The 25,782-nt window shown below is 68.0% G+C and carries 27 protein-coding genes; 14 read left to right on the plus strand and 13 right to left on the minus strand.

The annotated features are described in order from the left end of the window. Positions 1-75: 75 nt before the first annotated feature. A complete protein-coding gene (locus B4L26_RS04925) occupies positions 76-771 on the plus strand; it encodes an MspA family porin (RefSeq protein WP_290716531.1) in 696 nt (231 codons plus the stop codon). 3 nt (positions 772-774) lie between these two features. On the opposite strand, the gene B4L26_RS04930 is transcribed toward B4L26_RS04925, so the two are convergent. The 3 genes from B4L26_RS04930 to B4L26_RS04940 form a co-directional block, all read right to left on the minus strand. After that, a complete protein-coding gene (locus tag B4L26_RS04930; RefSeq protein ID WP_290716535.1) occupies positions 775-2,307 on the minus strand; it encodes a phospholipase C in 1,533 nt (510 codons plus the stop codon). Then, positions 2,298-2,480 (minus strand): hypothetical protein, encoded by a 183-nt coding sequence (locus B4L26_RS04935; RefSeq protein ID WP_290716537.1) that lies wholly within the window; start codon positions 2,478-2,480, stop codon positions 2,298-2,300. Before B4L26_RS04935 ends, B4L26_RS04930 begins: the two co-directional genes overlap by 10 nt. A gap of 124 nt (positions 2,481-2,604) precedes the next feature. Beyond that, positions 2,605-3,366 (minus strand): SDR family NAD(P)-dependent oxidoreductase, encoded by a 762-nt coding sequence (locus tag B4L26_RS04940; protein WP_290716540.1) that lies wholly within the window; start codon positions 3,364-3,366, stop codon positions 2,605-2,607. Positions 3,367-3,444: 78 nt separating this feature from the next. Between B4L26_RS04940 and B4L26_RS04945 the strand changes: the two genes are divergently transcribed. Then, positions 3,445-4,683, plus strand: a complete 1,239-nt coding sequence (locus B4L26_RS04945) for a hypothetical protein (RefSeq protein WP_290716542.1) — start codon at positions 3,445-3,447, stop codon at positions 4,681-4,683. Between the two features lie 9 nt (positions 4,684-4,692). Here B4L26_RS04945 and B4L26_RS04950 read toward each other — a convergent pair whose 3' ends face one another. The 4 genes from B4L26_RS04950 to B4L26_RS04965 all read right to left on the minus strand — a co-directional run bounded on the left by B4L26_RS04950 (position 4,693) and on the right by B4L26_RS04965 (position 8,567). Beyond that, positions 4,693-5,406, minus strand: a complete 714-nt coding sequence (locus tag B4L26_RS04950; protein ID WP_290716545.1) for a hypothetical protein — start codon at positions 5,404-5,406, stop codon at positions 4,693-4,695. A gap of 55 nt (positions 5,407-5,461) precedes the next feature. Then, positions 5,462-7,237, minus strand: coding sequence for an acyl-CoA dehydrogenase (locus B4L26_RS04955; protein ID WP_290716547.1), 1,776 nt, complete (start codon positions 7,235-7,237; stop codon positions 5,462-5,464). 72 nt (positions 7,238-7,309) lie between these two features. After that, on the minus strand, positions 7,310-7,948 hold the full coding sequence (locus B4L26_RS04960) for a hypothetical protein (protein WP_290716549.1): 639 nt from the start codon (positions 7,946-7,948) through the stop codon (positions 7,310-7,312). Further along, the gene (locus B4L26_RS04965) at positions 7,932-8,567 is read right to left on the minus strand and encodes a phosphoribosylanthranilate isomerase (RefSeq protein WP_290716551.1); all 636 of its coding nucleotides are present in this window, start codon (positions 8,565-8,567) and stop codon (positions 7,932-7,934) included. The genes B4L26_RS04960 and B4L26_RS04965 overlap by 17 nt, the downstream gene beginning before the upstream one ends. 62 nt (positions 8,568-8,629) lie before the next feature. Here B4L26_RS04965 and B4L26_RS04970 point away from each other — a divergent pair, with 62 nt between their 5' ends. Continuing rightward, positions 8,630-9,004: a hypothetical protein gene (locus B4L26_RS04970; protein WP_290716553.1), complete on the plus strand. Its 375-nt coding sequence runs from the start codon at positions 8,630-8,632 to the stop codon at positions 9,002-9,004. Between the two features lie 65 nt (positions 9,005-9,069). Here B4L26_RS04970 and B4L26_RS04975 read toward each other — a convergent pair whose 3' ends face one another. After that, positions 9,070-9,342 carry a helix-turn-helix domain-containing protein gene (locus B4L26_RS04975; RefSeq protein WP_349680475.1) on the minus strand — a complete coding sequence of 91 codons (273 nt, stop codon included), beginning with the start codon at positions 9,340-9,342 and terminating at the stop codon, positions 9,070-9,072. A gap of 127 nt (positions 9,343-9,469) precedes the next feature. On the opposite strand from B4L26_RS04975, the gene pstS reads away from it, so the two are divergent. From pstS to B4L26_RS05010, 7 genes are all read left to right on the plus strand, one after another. Continuing rightward, a complete protein-coding gene (gene pstS, locus B4L26_RS04980) occupies positions 9,470-10,531 on the plus strand; it encodes a phosphate ABC transporter substrate-binding protein PstS (RefSeq protein ID WP_409563487.1) in 1,062 nt (353 codons plus the stop codon). Between the two features lie 21 nt (positions 10,532-10,552). Further along, entirely contained in the window at positions 10,553-11,608 is a 1,056-nt protein-coding gene (pstC, locus tag B4L26_RS04985) for a phosphate ABC transporter permease subunit PstC (RefSeq protein WP_409563544.1), read from the plus strand. Between the two features lies 1 nt (position 11,609). After that, entirely contained in the window at positions 11,610-12,524 is a 915-nt protein-coding gene (gene pstA, locus B4L26_RS04990; RefSeq protein WP_409563486.1) for a phosphate ABC transporter permease PstA, read from the plus strand. A gap of 28 nt (positions 12,525-12,552) precedes the next feature. Then, a complete protein-coding gene (pstB, locus tag B4L26_RS04995; RefSeq protein ID WP_290716561.1) occupies positions 12,553-13,329 on the plus strand; it encodes a phosphate ABC transporter ATP-binding protein PstB in 777 nt (258 codons plus the stop codon). Positions 13,330-13,364: 35 nt separating this feature from the next. Then, positions 13,365-14,021: a phosphate signaling complex protein PhoU gene (phoU, locus tag B4L26_RS05000; RefSeq protein ID WP_290716563.1), complete on the plus strand. Its 657-nt coding sequence runs from the start codon at positions 13,365-13,367 to the stop codon at positions 14,019-14,021. A gap of 67 nt (positions 14,022-14,088) precedes the next feature. Then, entirely contained in the window at positions 14,089-15,111 is a 1,023-nt protein-coding gene (locus tag B4L26_RS05005; protein WP_290716565.1) for an ATP-binding cassette domain-containing protein, read from the plus strand. An 11-nt stretch (positions 15,112-15,122) separates the two neighbouring features. Beyond that, positions 15,123-15,962, plus strand: a complete 840-nt coding sequence (locus B4L26_RS05010) for an ABC transporter permease (RefSeq protein WP_290716567.1) — start codon at positions 15,123-15,125, stop codon at positions 15,960-15,962. Here B4L26_RS05010 and B4L26_RS05015 read toward each other — a convergent pair. Genes B4L26_RS05015 through B4L26_RS05025 form a run of 3 tightly spaced genes read right to left on the minus strand, consistent with a single transcriptional unit; the run spans position 15,941 to position 20,822 of the window. Then, complete coding sequence (locus B4L26_RS05015; protein WP_290716569.1) at positions 15,941-19,162, minus strand: BTAD domain-containing putative transcriptional regulator; 3,222 nt, start codon at positions 19,160-19,162, stop codon at positions 15,941-15,943. The genes B4L26_RS05010 and B4L26_RS05015 overlap by 22 nt on opposite strands. An 18-nt stretch (positions 19,163-19,180) precedes the next feature. Then, positions 19,181-20,620 carry a cytochrome P450 gene (locus tag B4L26_RS05020; protein ID WP_290716571.1) on the minus strand — a complete coding sequence of 480 codons (1,440 nt, stop codon included), beginning with the start codon at positions 20,618-20,620 and terminating at the stop codon, positions 19,181-19,183. A 13-nt stretch (positions 20,621-20,633) separates the two neighbouring features. Beyond that, on the minus strand, positions 20,634-20,822 hold the full coding sequence (locus B4L26_RS05025; protein WP_290716573.1) for a hypothetical protein: 189 nt from the start codon (positions 20,820-20,822) through the stop codon (positions 20,634-20,636). Positions 20,823-21,001: 179 nt separating this feature from the next. Here B4L26_RS05025 and B4L26_RS05030 point away from each other — a divergent pair, with 179 nt between their 5' ends. The 3 genes from B4L26_RS05030 (at position 21,002) to B4L26_RS05040 (ending at position 23,460) form a co-directional block, all read left to right on the plus strand. After that, positions 21,002-22,219: a sensor histidine kinase gene (locus B4L26_RS05030; RefSeq protein ID WP_290716575.1), complete on the plus strand. Its 1,218-nt coding sequence runs from the start codon at positions 21,002-21,004 to the stop codon at positions 22,217-22,219. Next, positions 22,209-22,895, plus strand: a complete 687-nt coding sequence (locus tag B4L26_RS05035; protein ID WP_290716577.1) for a response regulator — start codon at positions 22,209-22,211, stop codon at positions 22,893-22,895. Before B4L26_RS05030 ends, B4L26_RS05035 begins: the two co-directional genes overlap by 11 nt. Before the next feature lie 97 nt (positions 22,896-22,992). After that, positions 22,993-23,460, plus strand: coding sequence for a DUF4333 domain-containing protein (locus B4L26_RS05040; RefSeq protein ID WP_290716579.1), 468 nt, complete (start codon positions 22,993-22,995; stop codon positions 23,458-23,460). A 10-nt stretch (positions 23,461-23,470) separates the two neighbouring features. On the opposite strand, the gene B4L26_RS05045 is transcribed toward B4L26_RS05040, so the two are convergent. Beyond that, a complete protein-coding gene (locus B4L26_RS05045) occupies positions 23,471-24,289 on the minus strand; it encodes a DNA-3-methyladenine glycosylase family protein (RefSeq protein ID WP_290716582.1) in 819 nt (272 codons plus the stop codon). Between the two features lie 67 nt (positions 24,290-24,356). Further along, positions 24,357-25,286 (minus strand): LLM class F420-dependent oxidoreductase, encoded by a 930-nt coding sequence (locus tag B4L26_RS05050; RefSeq protein ID WP_290716697.1) that lies wholly within the window; start codon positions 25,284-25,286, stop codon positions 24,357-24,359. A gap of 79 nt (positions 25,287-25,365) precedes the next feature. Between B4L26_RS05050 and B4L26_RS05055 the strand changes: the two genes are divergently transcribed. Then, entirely contained in the window at positions 25,366-25,746 is a 381-nt protein-coding gene (locus B4L26_RS05055; RefSeq protein ID WP_290716585.1) for a DUF2834 domain-containing protein, read from the plus strand. Positions 25,747-25,782: the final 36 nt, after the last annotated feature.

The raw sequence follows: 25,782 nt of genomic DNA on the forward strand, positions 1-25,782 counted from the left end.
TACGGGGACTCTCGCATATCGGGCAGCCGGGGAGCCGATCGTCGGTGTGCCGGGCATCAGGCTTACCCTGACGGGGTGGGGAAGCGATACCGGATAGGCGCGGGCTCGGTGACGGGCTCCGCGTTTTCGAGCTTGGTTGCCGCTGTCCTCGTCGTCGTATCCACAGTGTTGGCGCCGACCGCGTCGGCTGATGTGAACGTGGTCCTGCCGCCGCAGAAGCAGACCATGAAAATGGGCGACGGCACCGTCGTCACCATTTCGCGCACCGGCGAGCGGGCCACGATCAACCCGTCGATGGGCGGCACGCCGCTGCACCGCAACGCCTGGGTATCGGCCAAATACCGGGTGGACATCTCCAAGCCGACCCGCTATCTCCTGGTGCGGCCGGGCTATCTCGTGGGGTGCCAGGTCAACCTCGGTGGCGGCCGCGTGGGCGGCCGTGACGGTTCGCTTCGACTGAGCGACGGGACCATCGACGACTATGACCTCTACGGTGGCGCCCGCAACACGCTGTCGCTGGGCCCGGGCGAGGTGGCCCGGTTCTTCGTCTACGACGAGGAGATGCCCGACCTCTTCGGTGCCGATAGCCATCAGCGGGGTCTCATCTCCGCCGGCGAGAAGTCGGTTCGCGCGAGCTACGTGAACTCGCAGATCGGCCTGCGGGGTTGTGCCGGATATGCGCAGGCGCGTTCGTGGCTGCTCGTTATCGTCGAGACGGAGTTCGCGCAGGAGTCGTTCAACTTCTATGGCCGGCCGTTCTCCCTGGGCTGACCGTTAGCCGCTGGGTGCGCGGCGGGTACCTGGTGCCTGGCCGGGCATCCGATTCGGCGGCACCGGGAACGGGGCGCCCATCTCTACGGTGCCCAACGCCATGTTGGGCCCGCACTGGGCGATCGCCGCCTCCATCTTGGGGCGCGGATCGGGCAGTTTCGGCCAGCCCGCCCGCGGCCGTCGGGCAAAGTCGAAGGTCGATGTCATGTCACCCGTCGTCGCACGCCGCCAAGCAGTCAGGTTCGGTACCTCCACGCCGAAGCGTCGCTCGATGAGTTGCAACTGCGAGGTGTGGTCGAAGACCTCCGACGCGACAAGGCCGCCGCGGCTGTACGGCGAGATCACCAACCCCGGAACCCGGTATCCCAGGCCGATGGGCCCACGAATGCCCTTCGCCTCTTTGACCTTCGACAGATGCGGCGCGTCCACGTATTCGCCCGGGGTACCCGGCGGCGGGGTCGGCGGCACGACGTGGTCGAAGAAGCCGCCGTTCTCGTCGTAGCTGACGATGAGGGCTGTGCGTTCCCAGACCGCCCGATTCGACGTCAAGATGCGGAGCAGGTCGATCAGGCCTGCAGCGCCGAATGCAGCGGGCAGTGCCGGGTGTTCGCATTGCACCAGTGGCGGGATCACCCACGACACACTCGGCAGCCGACCGGCGCGCACATCGGCGGCCAGATCCTGCGGATAGGTCGGCGCCATGCCGCGCCGGGCGAGCTGCGAGTCCGGATCCTGCGACTGCTTGAAGCAGCCGATCATCCCGTCGAGCAGCGCCGTGGAGATCGGTCCGGCGTCGCGGTTGTTGTACACCTTCCACGAGACGCCCGCCTCGGTGAGGTTCTCCGGCATCGTGCGCCACGAATAGACGTGGCGGGGCAGGATCGTCGGGGTGTGCAGGTTCGGGCCGCCGCGGACTCCCGACGGATCGAGGTGCGCACTGATCCAGTACAGCCGGTTGGGGCTGGTCGGGCCCAGCACCGAGCAGTGGTAGTTGTCGCACACGGTGAACGCGTCGGCGAGCGCCCGGTGGACGGGGATGTCTGCCTGCTCGTAGTAGCCCATCAGCGCGGGGGCGTTCGCCGCACCGACCGAACTGATCGACATCGGCAGCCAGCCGTCGTTGCGGCCGCCGTTCCACGCATGGTGCATCCCCGCCCACGAATGGTCGGGGTCGTTGATGCACTCACCGTCGAGCGTCGGCCCCCGCGTCGTATCGAGGCGGAACGGCATTGTGTAACCGTGGCGGGTGGGCCCCACGCCGGGTGCCCAGCCGTACTGTTTCCACGCCGACGACGGTTCGCCGAAGCCTCGAACCCCCGACATGGTGCCGAAGTAGTGGTCGAAGGAACGGTTCTCCTGCATGAAGAACACGAAGTGATCGATGTCGGACAGCGATCCGGTCCCTGCCGGATCGGCTGCGTACGCCTCCTCGATCACTGGGCCGGCGAGCGACGTCAATGCCGCGGCGCTGCCGACGGCTGACGCGGCGGCGAACAGTTCGCGCCGCGTCAGCCCGGAAAAGCTACTCAGATGCACCAACCGGTGCTGAGCGATCCAATGCTGGGTCCGCGGATGCAGAAGTAGAACCCGGTGGTCTGCGCGTCGGCCGGCTTCTGGGGTGTCGCTGCCAATGCCGGGGCGACGGCCAGCGTGCCGAGGGTCAAACCGGCGGCCGTCGTGACGAATGCGATCGAGAGTCGTCGCTTCATCGAACTCCTCCTAAGAACGGGGGCGAATCGGTTGATCTGCCACCACACCACGACTGTAGCCCCGCGCGAGCGGCCCTGTGGCGCACTCGGACGGGTCCTCAGCTAACGCGGAGGTTCGGCCGGCCTATGTGACGGTCAGACCGCCGTCGACGGCGATCGTTTGCCCGGTGACGTATCCGGCGGCGGCCGATGCCAACCAGATCGCGGTCGCGGCCAGCTCGGCCGGATCGCCCGTTCGCCCGACGATCATCCGGTGGGCCTGCGAGTCGAGGTACCCCTCCGGGTACTCGTCGGTCATCTCTGACTTGAAGAACCCGGGCGCGAGCGCATTGACGCGGATGCCCTTGCGGCCGGTCCACTGCTGCGCGAGGTCGCGGGTCATGCCGATGATGCCGGCCTTGCTGGCCGAGTACGCGGCCTGGGGGAGGAAAGCCGTCGTGATCCCGAGGATCGACGCGATGTTGATGACCGCACTGCCCGGCTTCATCACGCGACCGCACGCCTGCGCCATCCAGTACGAGCCGTTGAGGTTGATGTCGATGACCTGCCGGAACTGTTCGGGAGTTTCGTGGGTGGCCGGAACGGCGGTCCCGATACCGGCGTTGTTGATCAGCACGTCTACGCGGCCGAACTTCGCCATCGCCTCGTCGACGACGTTCTGACATGCGGCCGGGTCGGCGACGTCACACGCGACGGCGAGCGTGGCGCGCCCGGTCGGCGCGATCGCTTCGGCCGTCTGCGCGAGCCGGTCGACGCGGCGGGCGGCGAGAACCACGTCGGCGCCCGCCTCGGCGAAAGCGGTGGCGAACGCGACGCCCAATCCTGACGAGGCGCCGGTGACGATGACGACCTTGTCTTCAACAGAGAACAAATCGGTGATGGTCATGCGTCGCCTTTCGGGAGAGGAGGTTTACGAGGCTCACTCTACGACGCCGAGCGTCCGCTCGGTCGCTACTCTTTGAGCATGAACAGCGATCCCGTCATCCGCGTGGTCATCGCTGGCGTGGTGGGCGCCGCCGGGATCATCGTCGCGGCCGTGTCGGGCAATCCGGCGGTTCGGATCCTGGCCATCGTGGTGGCCGTCGTCATCGTGTTCGCGTGCCTGTTGTCGCTGCGCAAGGACCACCGTTCGGAGACTCTCGCGGCATTGGTCGCTGTGCCGATCCTCGCAGTCGGTCTCGGCATTCCCGCCGTCGTTTTCTTCGAGGCGATGGATGCGACGATCGCACCCGGCGTCGGCGATGCCGGATTCAAGCCGGGCCCCCGACTGGATTCGAGTGGCAACGAGCTGCGCAATTCCGACGAACTCATGCGCGCGGCATTCGACCATGCCGACAAGATCGTGACCAACGGGTCGGCCACCGTTTTGCGGATGTCGATTCGGGAGAACTCCGTCTCGCTCGGCGTCTTCGATCCGAGCAACGGCGACGACGTGTCGTCGAACTACTCCTCCGGCAAGTGGTACGACGCGAATCGCCGCCGTGCTTCCGATCGTCGGACCTTTGCGCGTGCACAGGTGGCCGGGCTGAACCTGCAGAAGGCCGGCGCGGACGCCCTGGCGGTGGCGAAGAAGCTCAAGGTCGACATGACCCACGCCTACGCGTCAGACGGCATCACCATTGCGCGGCGCCACCCGGATGAGAAGCTGCTCGCCACCTTCTCGTTCTCCGGACAGGACATCCAGGTCGACGAGAACGGGCACCTCCCAGACACCGTGGGTGCCGGTTCGGTCGAGACGGTGATGCCGGTGGCACAGCGCGTAATGGTGGAGAGCGGACTCGACCCGGGTGCGCCGATCGTCGGCCGACTCGACTTCCGTGCATTCGGCGACGGGGTGGCGCCGCTCTCGGCGTCGTCGATCCAGAACTCCGGTGGCATCGCGATCCGCTTCGGCGGTGGGCCGATCAGCGACATCGTCGTCGTTCCGGGTCAGTTCCCGGTGGTCCGACGGTTCGAACGGTCTTATCCCGCCTCGGGGTTTCCGCTGACCGCGGTGACCACGGCCGCACTGGTCAAGGTCCGCGACGACATCATGGCCCGCGCCAAGTCGCCGGCCTACGACGCCGATCTGGTCGCGTTCCAAGTGGGCGAGGCATCTGGTCACCGAGTCGACGGTGTCGTGATCCGGATGAGGGTCGGCCCGGTGTCGGAGCGTCCCGGCGGCACGTACAGCCTCGACGGGAAGCGGATCGGCGAGGTGTAGTGACCGCGGTTATTGCTCGATGGCCTTGCGGACCTGCGTGGAGAGCTCGTCGTGGATGCGCGCGGGCGGGGCGATGACACCGCGGTCGCCGAGCGATTCGACTGTCGTCAGGACCTGCTCCAAGTAGGCCGCGCGCTCCTTGCCCTGCGTGCCATTGGCGTGGCGCAGCAGTTTGAGCGCTTTGTCGCAGGCGGCGGCGTCGGTATCGGGAAGGTTCCCCGTGCCCGTCGAACGGGCGTAGCGGTCGGCCTTGGCCCAGGCGGTGCGCAGCATCGCGACGGCGTCGATGTACTCCGGAGCGATCTTCTCGCCCGGGAAGTCGTCGGTCGCCACGCTGTTGGTCAGTTCGAGGGTGTCCTGGAAGTCGATGACATCGGGGGCGGTCAGGTCCCACATCGCCGGATAGCGCAGCAACATCTCCGGATCCAGCTCGTATGCGGCATAGGCGCTGAGCACGTTCTTGTGCTGCTCGACGGCCCGCTCCCACTGGCGCCGGATGACCTCGCCCTGGGGGACGCGCGGCGCCTCGGGCATGGCGGCACGTGGGGCGATCGACGCCGACGCCTCGACGGGCACCGTCGCCATCAACAGCCCCAGCATCGCGCCGGTGAACAGCGCGGTACCGGCGATCAGCGTCGGGATGGCACCCCAGGGGCGCCAGCCGAACAGGGCGACGAGCAGCACGAGGTCGACGACCATCGCGATGCGTCCCGCAGACTTCATGCGCTCAGTTCTACCCGCCCGGGCCCCGGTCGGTGAAGTGGGAGGGGGCCAGTGATCAGAACCAGGCCGGGTCGGTCTCCGCGGTGGTCTGGTCCAACGACTTGCACAGCGCCAACTGCGGCCCGACGGTCGGCAGTTCGAACCGGAAGAAATAGCGCGCCGCCGCCCGCTTCCCGTCGTAGAAGTCGCCGGTCTTGTCCCCGACGGCCAGCAGCTGGTCCAGCCACATCCACGCGAGCACGATATGACCGGCCGCCTGCAAGTACACCGACGAATTGGTCAGTGCGACAGCGGGATTCGCGTCGGCCCACAGCGTCGCGGTGGTGGCGACCAGGTCGTCGAGGGCGGCGCGCAACGCTGCCGCGTAGTCGGCGGTCTCGCCGTCGGAGGGTGCCCGGTCGATCGTCGCGACGATGGTTTCGTACAACAGCGTCAGGCCGGCGCCGCCGTCCATGACCACCTTGCGGCCTAGCAGGTCGATGCCCTGGATCCCGTTGGTGCCCTCGTGGATGGGGTTGAGTCGGTTGTCGCGGTAGCACTGCTCCACGTCGAACTCGGTGGTGTAGCCGTATCCGCCGTGCACCTGGATGGCCAGGTTGTTGGCCTCCGGGCACCACTGCGACGGCCACGCCTTCGCGATCGGGGTGAGTACTTCGAGCAGCAGGTGCGCCTGATCGCGTTCTGCGCGATCGGAGGTGGCCTCGATGTCGACGAGCCGCGAACAGTACAGCCCCAGCGCCAACGCTCCCTCGACGTAGGACTTCTGCGCCAGCAGCATCCGCTTCACGTCGGCGTGCTCGATGATCGGGACCGGTGCCGACGCCGCGTCCTTCGACCAGGGCGGCCGCCCCTGCGTCCGGACCTTGGCGTAGTCCAGTGAGGCGAGATAGCCGGCGTAGCCGATGGCCGTCGCGAGGAAGCCGACACCGATCCGTGCCTCATTCATCATGTGGAACATGTAGAACAGGCCGCGATGCTCCTGCCCGACCAGGTAGCCGACGGCACCGGATCCGCCGGGGACGGGATGGCTGCCGTCGCCGAAGTTGAGCAGGGTGTTGGTGGTGCCGCGGTTGCCCATCTTGTGGTTGAGGCCGACCAGCGCCACGTCGTTGCGTGTCCCGTCGGGCAGGAACTTCGGCACGATGAACAGCGAGATCCCTTTGACGCCTGGGCCGCCGCCGGGTGCCTTGGCAAGTACCAGGTGGACGATGTTCTCGGTCAGCTCGTGCTCGCCGCCGGAGATCCACATCTTGGTGCCGCTGACCCGGTAGGTCCCGTCACCGGCGGGGACGGCCTTGGTGGTGATGTCGGCCAGCGACGACCCGGCCTGGGGTTCGGACAGGCACATGGTGCCCGAATACCGGCCGGCCAGCATGGGGCGCACCCACGTGTCGATCTGCTCCGGCGAACCGTGCGCGACGAGGAGGTTGGCATTGGCCGTGGTCAGCAGCGCGTACGACGAGGTGCCGGGGTTGGCCGCCTGGAACCACGCCATCGAGGCGCGGCTGATCGTCGAGGGCAGGTCCATCCCACCGAGAGCCTCGGGGAAGGGCGCGGCGATCAGGTCGGCGTCAGCGTAAGCGTCCGTGGCGGTCTTCACGTCGTCGATGAGCACGACCTTGCCGTCGTCGCCGACGTAGGGCGGATTCTGGTCGCCGGCCTTGTTGTGGGGTGCGAACAGCTTCTCGGCGAGGTCGGCCGACAGGTCGAGGACGCCGTCGAAGGTCTCGCGTGAATGTGCCGAGAACTTCTCCCGCTCGGTCAACGACGTGATGTCGAGCCATTCGTAGAGGAGGAAGTCGAGGTCGCGTCGGGAAAGGAGATGGGCCACGCAGTCACTCTATCGCCGGTGGACGCGCCCGATCAGCGGGAACGACTGCCTCTACATGGGGAAAGAAGGCCCTCAAAGGGGGTCGTCGGCCAGGCGCGGCGTGACGATTGCACTCGGTTTGAGCCCGATATCGCGAAGCTCGACGGCAGCGAGTGCACGGATCACCGGGAGGTTCCCGCTGCGCCAGTCGCCGGCCGGGTCGTCGGTGATGTCGTCGAGCACGGTGAGGGGTTGCCCGGTGATGGCGCGAAGCGCGAGCAGGTCGATACCTGCCTCGGTGTCGCGCAGGCGCGCGTGGGTGCTGGCCCGGCGGATGAACCGCATGCGCAGCGGGATGTACATCGACAGCACCATCACGATGGGGACGATCGCGACCGCGATGGCCAGCCACCACGCGAAGGTATGCACAGCCTCGGCCTGCGAGCGCCCGGCATCGGCGAGCGAGTCCGCGGCCCCGCCCGCACCGGAGATCGGCTTGGCGAGCTTGTCGCCGACCATGGGCACGTTGTCGACGCTGTTGCCGGCGTCGCGCAGCTTCTCGCCCATCGTCGTCGCAGCACTTTCCATTTTGCGTCCCGGCACGGCGAGTTTCATCGTCACGTCGAAGACCATGGTGGCCAGCCACACCGAGAAGACCGCCCAGGCGACGACCCAGAGGTCGCCGAATATTTGGCGCGAGCGTCGGGCTGGGGTGTCAGCGTAGAGCTTCATTCGGCCATGATGCCCCGGCCGCTCGGGCGGCACCGATGAAGGCGCGGATCGCGTCGTGGTCCTTGATGCCCGGCGCCGACTCGACACCGCTGGAGGTGTCCACACCCCACGGGTTGGCCGCGGCGATGGCCTCGCCGACGTTGTCCGGGGTCAGCCCACCGGCAAGGATCCACCGGTCGCCCGGAGCCAGGCGCGACACGACGGCGTCGGTGTCCCAACGGCGGCCCGAGCCCGGGACTGCGGCATCGAGGAGCAGTGCCTCCTCGCCATATGCGCCGACGGTGAGGTCCGGGTCGTGCGCCAGCGACGTCGCGCGCCACACGCGGGGAATGCCCACGAGTGCCGTGGCGAAGTCGTCGGGGGAGTAGCGGCCGTGCAGTTGGAGGACGTCGACGCCGAGGTCGCCGGCAAGCGCGGCGGCCTCGGTGGCGGTCTTGTCGTTGACGACGAGCACCGTGTCTGCGTCGTCGCCGACGGCCGTGATGATCGCCGCGGCGGTGGCGGCGTCGATCGCACGCGGGGAGGTCTTGTTCATCACGACGCCGATCGCGTCGGCACCCGCGTCGACGGCGACGCGCGCCGCGTCGACGGTCGTCAGTCCGCACACCTTCACGTACACGAGTCGCTAGCGTAATCGTGTTGTGGGGACAGGCGGTGCCCCGGCGCGTGATAATCCACTTCATGGCAGATCGTGAAACCGGCAAAGAAGCGCCGCGGACGGGTCGGGAACGGCTGCGCAAGCTGACCCAGGCGGCGCTGACGGCTGACGAGACCGTCGATCAGGTGCAGGAGATCCTCGCCGACATGGGGCAGACAATGGCGTCGATGGACACGACGCTTGGATCCTTCGACTACTCGCTGGGCCGCGTCACTCAGGCGATGGACCGCGTAGATGGCATGGCTGATCAGCTCGAGAGTCTGATGGCCCGGCTCGAGGGGGTCGTCTCCCGTGTCGAGAAGCTGGTCGGGATAGCCGAAACCGCGCTCGCACCGGTCAACGCCGTCGAATCAGTCGGCCGCAACGTTGCTGGGATGCTCGGGCTGCGCCGGGACTGAACGTCACGGGTCCACGCTAGCGCTGGAGCCGCTTGATGCTGTCCCACAGAACTGCCCGTGGAGTGTCATTCATTTATAGTGCGCGCATGCAATCGCTGAGGCGGTGTGGGCTGCAAGCCCAGCGCCTCGGCGGCGTTCATGAGCGCCCCGACGGTTACCGCCGGGGATCCGGCCTCGATGCGGTGCAGCGCGACGCGTGACATTCCGGCCGCTTCAGCTGTGGTCACAGCACTGATTCCGAGCGCGCGTCGACGATTGCGGAGGGTCTGGCCGATACCGATCAGAGCCTCCTGAGCGTAGATGCTGATCGCAGGATTCCGCGCAGGCATGTATCTCATTTACAGAACGAAACGGACAAGCGCCGTTCGCCGGGGGTTCACCTTGCCGAAGGGGACCGGCCACCCTCGGCCCATACCGTCGCCGTTGACGAGCCCGAAGTGGGGCCAACACGACGAAGGATCGATGGTGACGATCGAGCGAAACAGTGTCCGTGCCGCGACGGCAGTGACCGGAATGGCCGCCCTGCTGGCGGTCGCAGGATGTAGTGGATCGGGGTCGGCGACGATCACCGGCGAGGGATCGACGGCACAGCAGAAGGCGATGGCGCACTTCAGTGAGGTGCTCACCGAGGCCGGCGGCGCGGTCCTCGACTACACCGGCAGCGGATCGGGCGACGGGATCAAGAAATTCCTTGCGGGCGACGTCGACTTCGCCGGTACCGATTCGCCGCTCAAGGACGACGAGGCGGCCAAGGCCAACGCGCGCTGCAACGGCAACGACGCCTGGCACATCCCGCTCGTCGCCGGGCCGGTCGCGCTGGCCTACAACCTCCCCGGTGTCGAGAAGCTGACGCTCTCGCCGACGGTCCTCGCGAAGATCTTCGACTCGAAGATCACCACGTGGAACGACAAGGAGATCGCCGCGTTGAACCCGGGCGTCACGCTGCCGTCGACGAGGATCGTGCCCGTCCACCGCAGCGACAGCTCCGGCACCACCGACAATTTCCAGAAGTTCCTGCAGCTCAGTGCCCCGCAGGCCTGGCCGTACGAGCACTCCAAGGAGTTCAAGGGCACGGGCGGGTCGGCCGCGGCCAAGTCGACCGGCGTCGGCGACACCGTCAAGAAGACCGCCGGATCCATCACCTATGTCGAGTGGGGCTTCGCCACCGAGAACGACCTCGGTGTGGCCGCCATCGACTTCGGAGCGGGCCCCGTCGCGCTCACCGCGGAGTCGGCAGCCAAGGCCTTGGACGCGGTCACCTTCACCGAGCCCGACTCGAAGAACCTCGTCGTCGACGCCGACGTCCTCTTCTCGTCGAAAGCTCCCGGTGCGTACCCGCTGATCCTCACGCCATACTCGGTCGTCTGCAGTGCCGGCTACCCCGACGCGCAGACCGCGCCAGCGCTGCGCGAGGCGTTCACGACGATCCTCGCCGACGGTCAGAAGGGCCTCGCCGACATCGGCTACGTGCCGCTCCCGGCGGGCTACCGCGCGCGGCTATCGCCGACGATCGACGCCCTGAAGTAGATCGTGGCAGCGACGAATCAGATGACACCGGAGACGGGGAGCCACGCCGTTCCCGATGACGCCGACACGGCACCGTCGTCGTCGGGAGGACTCTCGACGCGGGTGCCGACACCAGGATCGTCGGGGGCATCGACGTTGGCCGGCTCGACCGCGAGCCGCCTCGGCGATGTGGTCTTCCGCCGCCTCGCCACCGGCTCGGGGATCCTGGTGACCGTCGTCATCGCGCTAATCGCGGCCTTTCTGGTAATCACTGCCGCACCTTCGCTGATCGACAATGAGGCCAACTTCTTCACCTACTCCGGCGACTGGGTCGTCGATGGCGGGGCCCTGAAGTTCGGTATCCCCAAGCTCGCCTACGCAACGCTGCTGGTGTCGCTCATCGCGTTGTTGATCGCCATGCCGATAGCCCTGGGGATCGCGGTCTTCCTCACCGAGTACGCGTCCAAGCGGGTCGTCGGGCCGGTGACCTACCTCGTCGACCTGCTCGCTGCCGTGCCGTCGATCGTCTACGGCCTGTGGGGGATCCTGGTGCTCGGCCCGGCGATGGTGCCGGTCAACAACTGGCTCGTGGCCAACGCCGGCTTCCTCCCGTTCTTCGCCGAACCGGCCGACAACGTGACCAACATGTCGACCGGCGGCACGCTGCTCACCGCGGGGATCGTGCTGGCGGTGATGATCCTGCCGATCATCACCGCCGTCACCCGGGAGGTGTTCGTCCAGACGCCCGTCGCCCACCGCGAGGCGGCGCTGGCGCTGGGCGCCACCAAGTGGGAGGTCGTGCGGACCGCGGTCCTGCCGTTCGGGTTCTCCGGCTACATCAGCGGCTCGATGCTCGGTCTGGGCCGCGCGCTCGGCGAGACGATGGCGCTCTACCTCATCATCTCCAACACCGGGCCGATGAACTTCAACCTCATGGAGAGCGGCGAGACCTTCGCGACGAAGATCGCGAACAACGCCGCCGAATTCGATTCGCCCGCCAAGACCGGGGCGTTCATCTCCGCCGGACTGGCCCTGTTCGTGCTGACGTTCCTCGTCAACGCGGCCGCTCGGGGCATCGTCGGCAGAAGGCAGGCCTGACATGACGCTTGGTATCGACACACCCGCCTCGCCCAGCGGCTCGTCGGGCACCCAACCACCGACGTCGAGCTTCAAACAACTGGCGGCCCGACGCCGGATGGTGAATTCCGGCGCCCGCGCAGCCGTGGTACTCGCCGTCGGCATCGCCATGATCCCGCTGGTGTGGCTGCTCGCCACCCTGGTCGTCAAGGGGATCGGGCCGATCACCGACCCAGATTGGTGGCTGCGCTCGGAGCGGTATGGCGGCGCGGCCAACGCCGTCGTCGGCACCCTGGTCCAGACGGCGCTCGCGACGGTGATCTCGGTGCCCCTGGGCATCCTCGTCGCGGTCTACCTCGTCGAGTACTCCGACGGACGCTCGGTCCTCTCCCGTGCGACGACGTTCATGGTCGACATCCTCTCCGGCGTCCCGTCGATCGTCGCGGCACTGTTCGTCTACGCGGTGTGGCGCACGACGCTGGGCCTACCGCGGATGGGGTTCCTCGTCGCAGTCGCGCTGGTGCTGTTGATGATGCCGCTGGTGGTCCGCAGCACCGAGGAGATGTTGAAGATCGTGCCGCAGGACCTGCGTGAGGCGTCCTACGCCTTGGGTGTGCCGAAGTGGAAGACGATCCTGCGGGTCGTGTTGCCGACGGCCCTGTCGGGCATCGTGACCGGCGTGATGTTGGCGATCGCCCGCGTCATGGGGGAGTCCGCGCCGGTCCTGATCCTCGTCGGCTCCACCAAGGCCATGAACTGGAATCCGTTCGACGGCAACCAGGAATCGCTGCCGCTGATGATGGTGCAGCAGTACGGCCAGGGGCCCAGTGGCTTCGACCGGGTGTGGGGCGCTGCCCTTTCGCTGGTCATCCTCGTTGCCATCGCCTACGTCGGTGCTCGGGTCGTCTCGACCGTTTTCGCGCCCAAGAAGAGCTAGTACAGAAGAGCTAAGGACTCGTTTCACCATGGCCAAGCGCCTCGATATCACTGACCTGAACGTCTACTACAGCAAGTTCCTCGCCGTGAAGGACGTGTCGTTGAAGGTGCCGCCGCGCAGCGTCACCGCCTTCATCGGCCCGTCCGGCTGCGGCAAGTCGACGGTACTGCGCACCCTCAACCGCATGCACGAGGTCACCCCGGGCGCTTACGCCACCGGGCGGGTGCTGCTCGACGGGGAGGACATCTACGGCAAGGCGGTCGACCCGGTGAGCGTGCGCTCCACCATCGGCATGGTCTTCCAGCGGCCCAACCCGTTTCCGACGATGTCGATCCGCGACAACGTCGTCGCCGGCCTCAAACTGCAGGGTGAGCGCAACGGCCGCGAGCTCGACGAGGTCGCCGAAGCAAGTCTGCGCGGGGCCAACCTGTGGGACGAGGTGAAGGACCGCCTCGACAAGCCGGGCGGCGGACTGTCGGGTGGACAGCAGCAGCGGCTGTGCATCGCCCGCGCGATCGCCGTGCAACCCGATGTGCTGCTCATGGACGAGCCCTGCTCGGCGCTCGATCCCATTTCCACGTTGGCGATCGAGGAGTTGATCACCGAGCTCAAGAAGGACTTCACCATCGTCATCGTCACGCACAACATGCAGCAGGCCGCGCGGGTCAGCGACCAGACCGCGTTCTTCAACCTCGAGGGCGTGGGACAGCCGGGTCAGCTGGTGGAGTTCAACGACACCGCGACCATCTTCTCCAACCCGGACAGGCGCGAGACCGAGGACTACATCTCCGGTCGGTTCGGCTGACCGTGCCCACTCGACTCCCAGGAAGGCATCACCCCATGCGCACCGCGTATCACGACGAATTGGCAGAGCTGAGGGCGGCGCTCGGCGCCATGTGCGAGCTCTCCGGCGTCACCATGGAACACGCGACGAGAGCTCTACTGCAGGCCGACGTCGACGTTGCCGACCGACTCCTCGAGGACCGTCGGCAGATGGAGCACTACTCGGCCGAGGCCGAGGAGAAGGCGTTCAAACTGCTCGCGCTGCAGGCTCCCGTCGCCGGCGAACTCCGCGAGGTCCTCACCGGACTGCAGATCGTCGCCGACATCGACCGCATGTACGCGCTCGCGCTGCACGTCGCCAAGGTCGCCCGGTTGCGCCATCCGGCCCCGGCACTGCCCGAGGAGGTCCGCGGCTACTTCGCGGAGATGGGCCGGCTCGCCGTCCGCCTCGCCGACGGTGCACGCGAGGTGCTCCAGACCCTCGACCCGCAGGCTGCGTTGGAACTCGACGCCGACGACGACGCGATGGACGACCTGCACCGCCACCTGTTCAGCGTGTTGATGGACCGCGAGTGGCCGCACGGCGTCGCCGCTGCCGTCGACGTCACACTGCTGGGCCGCTACTACGAGCGGTTCGCCGACCATGCTGTCGCCGTCGGGCGCCGCGTCGTGTTCCAGGCGACGGGCAAGACGCCCGAGCAGTTCGCCGAGTAGGCCGAGGCGTCAGCTCGTGTAAGCCGGTGCAAGCGCGACGACAGCGCCCACGTGCAGAGTCGTCGCCATGACAACATTCATCGATGCGGCACCCGCCGCACACACTGCGCCACCCAGTGGCGAACTGGCCATCGACGCCCGAGGTCTGGTGAAACGGTTCGGCGACACCCTGGCGGTCGACGGCGTCGACCTGGCCGTACCCATCGGATCGGTGTACGGCGTGCTCGGACCCAACGGCGCGGGCAAGACGACGACGGTCAGCATGCTGGCCACCCTGCTGCGCCCCGACGGTGGCGAGGGGAAGGTCTTCGGTTACGACGTCGTGCGCGACGCCGTAGCGGTCCGCTCGCTGGTCGGCGTGACCGGACAGTACGCCTCGGTCGACGAGGATCTGACGGCGAGCCAGAACCTGATGCTGTTCGCGCGACTGCTGGGCAAGTCCCGCGCCGCCGCACGCAACCGCACCGAGGAACTGCTGAACGACTTTGGCCTCGCCGAAGCGGCGAACCGCCCGCTCAAGCAATTCTCCGGTGGCATGCGTCGCCGTCTCGATCTGGCCGCCAGCCTGATCGACACCCCGCCGCTGCTGTTCCTCGACGAGCCGACGACCGGCCTCGACCCGCGCACCCGGGCCCAGATGTGGGAGACCATCCGCAAGCTGATCGCGGGCGGATCGACGGTGCTGCTCACCACGCAATACCTCGACGAGGCCGACCAGTTGGCCGACCGCATCGCGGTCATCGATCACGGCCGCGTGATCGCCGACGGCACGGCCGACGAGCTGAAGCAGTCCGTCGGTCTGTCCACCCTTCAGCTCACCCCGGCCGACCGTGCCGAGGCGCCGCGGGTGGCGCACATCGTGGAGTCCGTGTTGGGCGAGCCGGCTGCACTGAGCCCGGAGGCCGCGCGGATCACCGCGAGCCTGCACCGGCCGTCGCTGGTGCCCGACGTGCTGATCGCACTGCGGGAGAACGGGATCGAGATCGAGGAGATTTCGGTGCAAAAGCCCAGCCTCGACGAGGTGTTCTTCACCCTGACCGGCCGTCCCGAGGCCGATGAAACCACTGGTCCGGACGAGCCTGAATCCTGAGGAGACAACTAATGACAACCACAATCACCGGTGCGATGCCTGCGTCGTCGATCTCGACCGCGGCCGTGCGCACCAATGCCAAGACTTCGGTCAGCCTGGCCGAGACGATCCGTCAATCATTCACCATGGGCTACCGCGGACTGCTGAAGATCCGCCACAACCCGGAGCAGCTGTTCGACGTCGTGCTGCAGCCGATCATCTTCACCGTGATGTTCACCTACATCTTCGGCGGGGCGATCAGCGGCAACGTGCACGCCTACCTGCCGGTCATCATTCCCGGCATCCTCGTGCAGACGGTCATCGTCACTTCGGTGGTGACCGGTACCCAGTTGCGCGAGGACATGGACAAGGGGGTATTCGACCGGTTCCGATCACTGCCCATCGCTCGTATCTCACCGCTCGCCGGCGCGTTGCTGGCCGACGTCGTGCGCTACTTGCTGGCGACGCTGATCACCTTCGCCGTGGGCATTGCGATGGGATGGCGGCCCGATCCGGTCGGCGTCATCGGATCCACGTTGCTGGTGTTGGTCTGCAGCTTCGCCGTGTCGTGGATCTTCGCGCTGATGGGCTGCCTGATGAGTAAGGCCTCGACGGTGCAGGGCGTGTCGATGCTCATCATGTTCCCGCTGACGTTCATGTCGAACGCCTTCGTGCCGGTGGACACGATGCCCGGTTGGCTCCAGGGGTTCGTCAAAGTGAACCCGATCAGCCACCTGGTGACGGCGGTCCGCGAACTCTGCACCAACGGCCACGTCGGCGTGCACGTCGTGTGGAGCCTGGTCGGCGCGGCAATCATCACCGCCGTGTTCGCACCGTTGGCCGTGGGGGCCTATATCCGCAATGCGAAGTAGTCCGGTTCATCGCGCAGTAGGCGCGTGAACTCGGCTATGGCGTCGCGTCGAGACATCGACGCGACGCCATCGGCCTCCTCGGTCCAGTTCGGTACGGCGGCGGCGCCGACGTCGTCGATGCTGTGCAACACCTCGTCGACGAGCGGGAAGTCGCGTCGGGTGCCGATCCGCCGGGCTAGCGACATGAGGCGGCCGCCGGTGCGGCGAGCCGTCGCATCGGCGTCGGGATGGGTGGCCAGTGCGATCCCGGCGGCCAGCGCCATGGTCCCCGCCTGTGCCGCGTCGTGCCATCCGCGGGTGCCGAACATCTCGACCATGCCGCTGGCCAAGTTGTGCAGTATCCGCGCGGCGCGGTCGAAGTCACGGTGCAGGACCAGGCCCAGCGTGGCGACGCTGAGGATCATCGCCGCGCCCGGATCCCGCGTGACCCCGGGGTGCTCGCGGATCAACAGATCGCCGGCCCGGGCGTAGAGGTCGGCGGTATCGCGGCCGCGGGCCCGGGCGATTGCCGCGGCGGACAACAGCGTTGCGGCGACGACTTCCGGGTTGCCCTGCGGATCAGGATCGGCCGGGGTCCACCCGCCGGCGATAATCGCGAATTGCTCATCGGCTTCGTCGAGGCGCCCGAGTGCGACGAGGGTGATCAGCAGGTAGCTGCGCGCTTGCAGTTCGTCCTCGTCTGCGCCGATGGCCTGCAGGGTCTCGATCCCGCTCCGGTAGTGCTCGACCGCGAGCTCCCATTCGCCGAGCTGACCGTGGATGCTGCCGGTGGTGATGTTGATCGCCGATGACGCCCACAGGTCTCCCGGGCTGGTCCGGTCGCGGACCGCCGTGGCGTCGGCAAGTGCGCCGTGGAAGTTGCCCGCGTTCTCCCTCAGGTTCGCCCTCATCGTCAGTGAGGCGCGGGCGATCTCCGGGTTCGACGACCGGGTGCCAGCCAACGCCCGACGCACGCCGACGCGCGCCGCCGGCGCCAGCAGCAGCGAACTTCCGAACTCCATGGGCAGGTCGTCGGCGAGGTTGGGTCGGCGCAGAGCCCGCAAATCGGCACGGGCACGCGCAAGTTCCCGCAGATCGGGATTGATGTACTGGTGCACGGCGCAGATCAGCAGCGTCGCCTGCCAGAGCTCACGGGTATCGTCGTCGAGGGATGTGCCATCGATCCCGTCGGATACACGGGGCAACGCGGCGAGAATGCGGGGCGACCAGGCCAACACTTCGGCATGGAGGCCGCGCATCGACCAGAATGCGGCGACCGCTGGGAAGACGGTGATAATCGTCGGTGCGTCACCACGGCCGATGGCCCGGCGCAACACCCACACCAGGTTTTCCACCTCGACGCTGATCGACGCGACGATGGTGCGATCTGCGTTCGTCTCATAGTCGCGGCGCAGCTGGATCGCAAACCCCCTAGCCCACGCGGCCATCGCCGCGTCGACCCCGGCCTCCTCGCCCGAACCGACGAGGCGTTCCTCACCGAATTCGCGGACCATCTCCAACATGCGGTAGCGCGTGACGCCGGCGACTTCGGCGACCGTCAACAGTGACTGGTTCGCCAGTGCGTCGAGCACGTCGTCGCAAGCAGTTCCGGAGCGCCCCAGGACGGTGGCGGCCGCGGTGGAGGAGAAACCCGCGGGAAACCGGCAGAGCCGCCGCAGAGCCTGGCGGGCCTCGTCGTCGAGCAGGTCCCAACTCCAATCGATGACCGCGCGCAGGGTCCGGTGGCGGTCGGGCGCGGTGCGCGACGCGGAGCGCAAGAACTCGAACCGCTGCGCGAGGCGTGCGGAGATCTCGTCGATACTCATCGTCCGCATCCGCGCGGCCGCCAACTCGATGGCCAGCGGTAGCCCGTCGAGGTCGTGGCACAGCCGCGCGACCTTCTCGAGGGGCAGGTCGGCGTCGGGCCGTACCGCCCGCGCGCGCACGGTGAACAACTCGACCGCGGGCGGCGCCTCACCGTCGGAGTCCAGCACCGGCAACGGGTAGACCTGCTCGGCGGCGATCTGCAACGGTGCGCGGCTGGTGGTGATCACCCGCAAGCGCGGCTCGGCAGCGATCAGGTTGTCGACGATCCGGGCGCACGCGTCGATCACCTGCTCGCAGTTGTCCAGGATCAACACCGACTCGCGACCGCGCACCGCGTCGGCCAGGCGATCGGCGAGGTCGCCGACGGTCAGGCGGGGACGGCCCGCGGCGTTGAGGTCGGCTTCACCGACCTCCAGTGCTTGGGCCAGCGCGGCCACGACGTCGTCGTTGTCGCGCACCGAAGCGAGCGGTACGAAGAACACCGGGAGACCCCGCTGGGCAAGGACGTTCCCGACGGCGTTGGCGACCCGGGTCTTACCGACGCCTCCCGGTCCGAGAATCGTGACCAGACGGTGGGCCTCGACGCCCGAAGCGATGGCGGCCAAGTCGTCCTCGCGGCCGATGAGTGGTGTCGGGTCGGCGCGGAGGCCGACCGTCTTCGGTGACGACCGCCGCGCAGTGTCGTTGGGGGTGGGCGCATCCTCGAGGAGTAGTTCGGCGTTGACCGCGGTCGCCTCTCCGCCGGGCGCGACGCCGAGGTCGGACGCCAGACGTCGGCGCAACCGTGCGAAGACGGCCAGCGCATCGGCGCGGCGCCCCTCGCCGGTCAAGGCGCGCATCAGCAGGACGTGGGCGGACTCGTCGAGCGGATCGGTCGCGCACCGTACCTGGGCGAGATCGCGGGCGGTTGCGAAGTCGCCGGTGGCCAAGGCGTGGGCGGCGTGTGCATCGTCGAGTTGTCGCCGCACCGCGTTGGCACGCCGAGCCACGTCGGTGGCCAACGGGGATCCCGCGCCGAGGTCGTCACCGGGTTCGCCGCGCCACAGCGCGATTGCGTCGGCGATGCTCGTCGGCGTGCCTTCGGAGCCGAGTCGTTGCGCAACGGCGATGTCGGTGTGGACTCCGGTAAGGCGGTAAGCGGTGCCGACCCCGTCGATCGTGGCTTCGCTCAACAGCGGGCGCAACCGGGAGATCTGCGTTTGCAGCGCCGGTCCGGGAGAGCGGGGCGGATCGTCCTCCCAGACGTCGTCGATGAGTCGCTGCGCCGAGCGCGGCCGGCCGTCGGCGAGGACCAGCGACACGAGGAGGCGCCTGGCACGCAGGCCGCTGACCGGCCGGCCGTTGATGGTGACCGGCCCCAGCAGGCCCACCATCACGTCGGGTCGTTGTGGCACTTGGCCAGCCTAGTGCGATCAGCGGGAGATCGAATCGGCGACGACGATGCCGCCGCGGGCGGGGATCATCGTCACGTTGCGGTTGCGCGGTGTTTCGGGCGGACCGTCGTGGGTGCGCAGCTCGACGCGGCGCAGGATCGTCCCGACGACGGTGCGCAGCTCGGCCATCGCCAGCGGGGCACCCAGGCAGCGTCGGATCCCGCCGCCGAACGGCATCAACTCGTACGGGTTGATGCGCACGCCGAGGAAGCGCTCCGGTTCAAAGGCGAACGGCTGCGGGTAGAGGTCGTCGCGGTGGTGCAGCAGCAGGATGCTCATCAGCGCGGTGACGTCGGGCCCGACGGTCGTCCCGCCGAAGTCGAACGGCGCCAACAGGTGGCGTGCGACGTTCGGCACCACCGGTCGCACCCGCATCGACTCGTTGAGCAGTGCCTCGAGGTACTCCTCGTCATCGCGCATCGCCGCGCGGCGGGCCAGTCGGTAGACGCCCGGCGTGCGGGTCAACCGCTCAAAGGTCCACGCGATCGTGTTGGCCGTCGTTTCGTGGCCGGCCAGCAGGAGGGTCATCAGCTCATCGCGGATCTCGGTGTCCGACAACGGATTTCCGTCGGTATCGGTCGCGGTCAACAGCAGCGACAGGATGTCGTCGCCGGTGGCGCCGCTGGACCGGCGCTCGTCGAGAACGCGGTACACCGTCTTGTCGACGTAGGAGAGCCCCAGCTTGAGCAGTCCGACCGGGTCCTCGCGCCGCGCGTTGGCCAACTGTGTCACCGTGGCCAGGGGCGTGGTCGAGAGCCGCAGCATCCGCAGAATCGCGGTGCGCATGCCGTCCTCGGCGGGGGAGACGTCACGCGGATCGGGGAGCCCGAACACCGCCGACATGATGATGTCGAGCGTGATCTGCTGGGCGACGTCGGCCAGGGGCACTGGCTTTCCGACGGGCCAACCCGTCAGTCCGCGCTCGGTGGCCCGGTCGATAGCGGCCTGGTAGTTGGCGACGGCCTTGCCGTGGAAGCGGGGCAGGAGCAGTGCCCGCTGTTGGCGATGGCGTTCACCGAGAGAGGTGAGAACCGATTCGCTCCCAACGATCGGGGCCAGCGGCGACTGATGGGTCGCCGACGGGGCGATCGACTCGTCGGCGGTCATGATCGCCTTGATGTAGGTGGGGTCGTGGACCACGACCACCGGTCCCGGACCGCCTCGCAACCGGTAGTGCAGGAGGTCTCCGCCGGGTGTGCCGGCGGCGCGCGCGGCGTCGCCGAACAGGACGTCGCCCTGGCGGGTGACGAACTCCAGCGATGTCGCGAATTCGCCCAGCGGGAGCCACCGCTTGACGGGCGCGACGAGTGCGATCGGTGCCCCGTCACCGTCGGGCGTGCCGATCCCGGATCGGGCGCCCGGCGGGGCGAGGTACCAGTGCGCGACGTCGGTCCGCGCAGACGTGATTGTCGTGGTCATCGATTTGAGCCTATTACGCGACGCGGTGCTGCTGCCGTCCTTCAACGGCTCGGCGGGCCAACTTGGCATCGTGTTCGCGGCGGACCTCGCGGTCGTGCAGCGCATCAGAGAACTCGCGCGCCCGGTAGTCCATGCCATGCGAGTCGCGAAGGGTCAAGAACAGGGCTTCACCGACGACGGCGATGATGAGCAAATAGATCATGGTGTGCTCCCTGGTTCGGGTTGTCCCGGGCCGGTAATCCGGTCCTGACCATCACGTTATGGCGGGGATCACGCCAGGTCAGCGGCCCGGGGAACCATCTTCGTGACCGCCCGCGGGGGGAGGTCGAATCCGCCCGTGGACGGAGGAAACCTCGGCCAGGCCCGACTAGGATCGGCAGGATGGGTTGGCTGTTCGACCGGTACCGCGCCAAGTTTGCCGCCATGGGTTACAACTATCCGCCGTACTACATGATGGTGGTCGACCTCGGGCAGGCGCTGATCATCGCCGTTGCCGTCATCCAGCGCCTCGTCGTCGGGGTGTCCGGGTGGCAGTGGCTGGCGGTGATCGGCGCGGTCTGCGTCGGCCTAGCTCCGCACGTCGCGATTCTGATCTGGAACTCCCGCCCGATTCTCCCCGTGGTGCCGCTGAGCTACATAGGCGCCGTGGCCCTGCTCTGGCTGGTCCCGGTACACGGCGACGTCGCCCCGTTGATCCTGGTGCTGGGCGCCACGATCACCGCCGCGGTGACCGGGCTGCGCCGCGCCGTCGTCTACGTCACGGTCTTCGCACTCGCCGCGGTGGGCGGGGTGATCGCCGGCGCCTTCGACCAGGGCTGGCTGATTGTTCTCATGGTCGGATTCGGCGGGTTCACCGGGCAACTGCTACAGCAGCAGTTGCGCTTGGTGGAGGTCGAGCACCGTGAGCACGCTCGCCAACAGGTCCTCGAGCGGGCGCGGATCGCCGGGGAGGTCCACGACGTCGTCGCGCATTCACTGAGCATCGTCCTGCTGAACGTGACCGCTGCCCGGCGGGCTCTTGAGTTTGGACGCGGGGCAGACGGCGTGGTCGATCCCGACGACGTCGACGAGGCGCTCGAGGCCCTGCGCGACGCGGAGACCCAGGGTCGTGGCGCGATGGACGATGTCCGTCATGCGATCGAGCTGCTGCGCAGCGAGGCAGCCGTCGACACCGCACAGCCCGGTCTCGATGACCTCGACGTCCTCGTCGACGGCTTCCGGCGCGCAGGGACCGAGGTCGACTGGCGGTTCCGGCCGCCGGTCGAGCCCCTGTCGCAGGCCACCGAACTCGCCGTGTACCGAGTGGTCCAGGAGTCGCTGACCAATGCGAGCAAACACGCGCCCGGCGCGCCGATCACCGTCGACGTCGGGCCGGGTGACGACGGGTATCGCGTACGGGTCACCAATCTCGTCGTCGTGCCGACGCGGTCGACAACACCGGGGCTCGGACTGGTCGGCATGGCCTCGCGCGTGGAGAACCTCGGCGGATCGCTGCGCGCCCGTGCCGACGACGGCCGTTGGCTGGTCGACGCGCGATTCGGTGCAGCTCCGGCGACGTCGAGCCGGTGCGTGATCGATGAGGCGCTCAGTGGACGGTGAGCCGATCCGCGTCCTCCTCGTCGACGATCAGGAGCTGGTTCGATCGGGACTGCGGCGGATTCTGCGTCGGCGCGACGGGTTCGAGATCGTGGCCGAGTGCGGCGACGGCGATGAGGTGCCCGCCGCCGTCTCCTCGTCGGCCCCCGACGTCGTGGTGATGGACTTGCGGATGAAACGGGTCAGCGGCATGGCGGCGACGAGGGTGCTGCGGTCCGCCGACACTGCCGACGCGGTGGGCCCGCCGGTGCTTGTCCTCACCACTTTCCGCGACGAGGAGTTGCTGTCGGAGGCACTGCGGGCCGGGGCCGCGGGTTTCGTGTTGAAGGATTCGCCCGCCGAGGAGTTGATCCGCGCGGTGCGGCTCGTGGCGGCCGGTGAGGCGGTCCTCGATCCGGCTGTCACCGGACGCGTGCTCGACGCCTACCGGTCCTCGAGCCCTCCGCCGAGCCGCGATGGCGCGGCCGCGCTGGATCGGCTCACCGCCCGCGAGCGGACGGTACTGGAGCTGATCGGGCGCGGCCTGACCAACGATGAGATTGCCGCCGAACTCGTCATCTCGGTGGTGACGGTGAAGAGCCACGTCGGGAAGATCTTCCGCGCGCTCGGCGTGCGCGACCGGGCCGCAGCGGTGGTCTTCGCCTTCGACCACGGGGTTGTCGCGCCGCGCGGTGCATAGCGGCGGCACGTAGCCGGGCAGCGCGATCTGTCGTTCCGGGACCGGGGCAGAGAGGTTGGGGTAGTTTCGCCTGACCCACGTTGCGAGGAGCCATCCCATGAAAATTCAAACCACTGTCGGTGCCCTGGCGCTCGCGTCGATCATCGCGCTGGCGGGGTGTTCGACCGATGGATCGGACAAATCCGGTACGACCTCGAGTGGATCGGCCCCGATGACGTCGGCACCGGTGGAATCCCAGACGACAACCTCGACGGCGCCGGCCTCGCCGTCGGCGGAAGCTTCCCCGGTCGATCCTGAGGCAGTCGACGGCGAGCAGGGTGCACTTCGAATCGACTCGGCTACCAACACGGTCGACGGCACGCCGTTGGCTAAGTCGATTTCACGGTTGTGGGCCGAGAGAGGCGGCCCGAAGCTGGACTCGGTGACGTGTCCCGACTTGTCGGCGACGGTCGGGGCATCGGTCACGTGCAAGCTGGTCAGTGGAGCGGACACTCTGATGCTCACTGTGGTGGTCACCGCGGTCAACGGTTCGTCGCTCGAGTACGAGGTGAAGTCGGGCGAGTGATCGTCCTGGTTCAGAACGCCCGGTAGTCCCGCACTGACATGCGTGGGCCGCGCCGCGCCGGGCGTGAGCCGTAGAGCTCGCACAGCCGTACCACGCGGCCGCGCTGGCCGGCGAAGGGTTCGAGCAACTCCAGCATTCCGGCGTCGTCGACCGGTTCGCCGATCAGCGTGTGGCCGACGACTTTTGGCAGGTGATAGTCGCCGACGGGAACGGCGTCGGGGTCGCCCAGCGCCCGTCGCCGCACCTCGGCCGCGGTCCAGGGACCGATGCCGCGCAGCGACGTGAGGTGGTCGGCGCCCCGCTCGACGTCCATCGCGGCTGCCCGGGTAATCGTCCGCATCCGGACTGGTTCGGCACCGCTGCGGTGCCAATCCCACGATGGGATCGCAGCCCAATCCTCGCGACGCGGCGGTACGCGCAGGCCGGTGTCAGGTCCGGGTGCCGGCTCGCCGTGTGTGCGCAGCAGATAGCGCCACGCGCGCCACGCCTCGGTGCCCACGACCTTCTGCTCCAGCACCGCGGGAACCAGTGCCTCCCACACCCGGTCGGTCCGACCCAGACGCATGCCGTGGGCCTGTCGTTGGAGGCGCTGCACGACGGGGTCGTCGGTGATCAGCGCGTCCGGGTCGTCGGCGGCGCCGAGCAGATCGGGGAATTGCTCGATCAACCACGCGCCGCCGGAGCCCCACGCCTGGGCGTCGACTTCGCCGGCATGTGCCCGCAGGCGCAGCGTCCCCGGACCGTCGGGGGTGTGCGACGCCCGCCAGACCGACCCGTCGGGGTCGTAACGCATCGCCGGGTCCCCGGTGCCGCGCCGATGCTGTCCCACCGTCGCCCTGATGTCGACCGGGAACGGAGGAGTCCAGGTTCGGGTGAGGGTCACGTGGATCGAGGCCTCACCCGAGTTGCGGAACGACCTGTTCGGCGACGAGGTCGAGGTGGTCGAGATCGGCCAGATCAAGGACCTGCAGGTACATACGCTGCGCTCCCGCGTCGCGGTACTTCGCGATCGCCGCCACCACCTCGTCGACCGTTCCGGCCGCACCGTTCTCGCGGAGCTCCTCGGGTTCGCGGCCGATCGCGGCGGCTCGTCGTCGAAACTCGTCTTCGGTCGCGCCGCAGCAGAGAACGAGACCGGTGGACCACACCATTCCCGACGGGTCGCGGCCGATGGTCTCGCACGCGTCGGCCACCCGACGGAACTGGCGCGTCATGACGTCGACCGGTTGGAACACCACGTTGAACTCGGTGGCGAAGCGGGCCGCCAGTGCAGGCGTGCGCTTCTTGCCCTGGCCGCCGATGATGATCGGCGGCGGTGACTGCACGGGTTTGGGAAGCGCGGGGGAGCCGGTCAGGGTGTAGTGCTCGCCGCCGAAGGAGAACGTCTCGTTCACGGGCGTCGACCAGAGCCCGGTGATGATCGCCAACTGTTCCTCGAACCGGTCGAAGCGCTGCACCGTCGACGGGAAGGGGATGCCGTAGGCCGCGTGCTCCTTCTCGAACCACCCGGCGCCCAAGCCCAGCTCGACACGGCCGCCGCTCATCTGGTCGACCTGCGCCACAGAGATCGCGAGCGGGCCCGGCAGGCGGAACGTGGCGGAGGTGACCAGCGTCCCCAGGCGGACGCGCGACGTGTCGCGAGCGAGCGCCGCCAGCGTCAGCCACGCGTCGGTCGGCCCGGGCAGGCCCGAGACGCCGCCCATCTTGACGTAGTGGTCGGAGCGGAAGAAGGCGTCGAAGCCGAGGCTTTCGGTGCGCTGCGCGACCGCAAGAAGATCGTCGTAGCTGGCGCCTTGTTGGGGTTCGGTGAAGATGCGGAAGTCCACGACTCCACGGTAGCCACTCGGCCACTTGCGCGGGTCGAACCCACCCCGCTGGCTGGGGTTGCGGTTAGTGTCATCAGGCATGACGCAAACGATCAGCTCCCACGCCCGCAAGCGCCGCCGCACCCTGTGGGTGATGACCGTCGTCGGCTTCTTCGTGCCGACGGCCATGTTCGGGAAGTTCTTCAAGGACAACGGCTTTGGCAAGGACAGTTGGAAGAAGTTCGGAGAGCAGGCGGCCGGCAATCTGCCCGCTGCGGCGATCCTCGCCGATGCCGGATTGACGGCGAATGCGTTCATCACCTGGGCCGCATGGGACGCCCACCAGAACAAGATCCGCGGGTGGTGGGTGGTCTACCCGGCCACCTTCGGCGTCGGCATCTGCTTCGGCGCGCCGCTCTACCTGCTCATGCGCGAGTACAAACTCGGCGACGCAGCTTTTCTGCCTCGAGAAGCCGGGTAGTCCGTGCGCTAGGTGGTCGAGGCCAGTCCTTCGTCG

It is taken from the genome of Gordonia sp. UBA7599, from assembly GCA_002477755.1.
In the GTDB taxonomy this organism is placed as follows: domain Bacteria; phylum Actinomycetota; class Actinomycetes; order Mycobacteriales; family Mycobacteriaceae; genus Gordonia.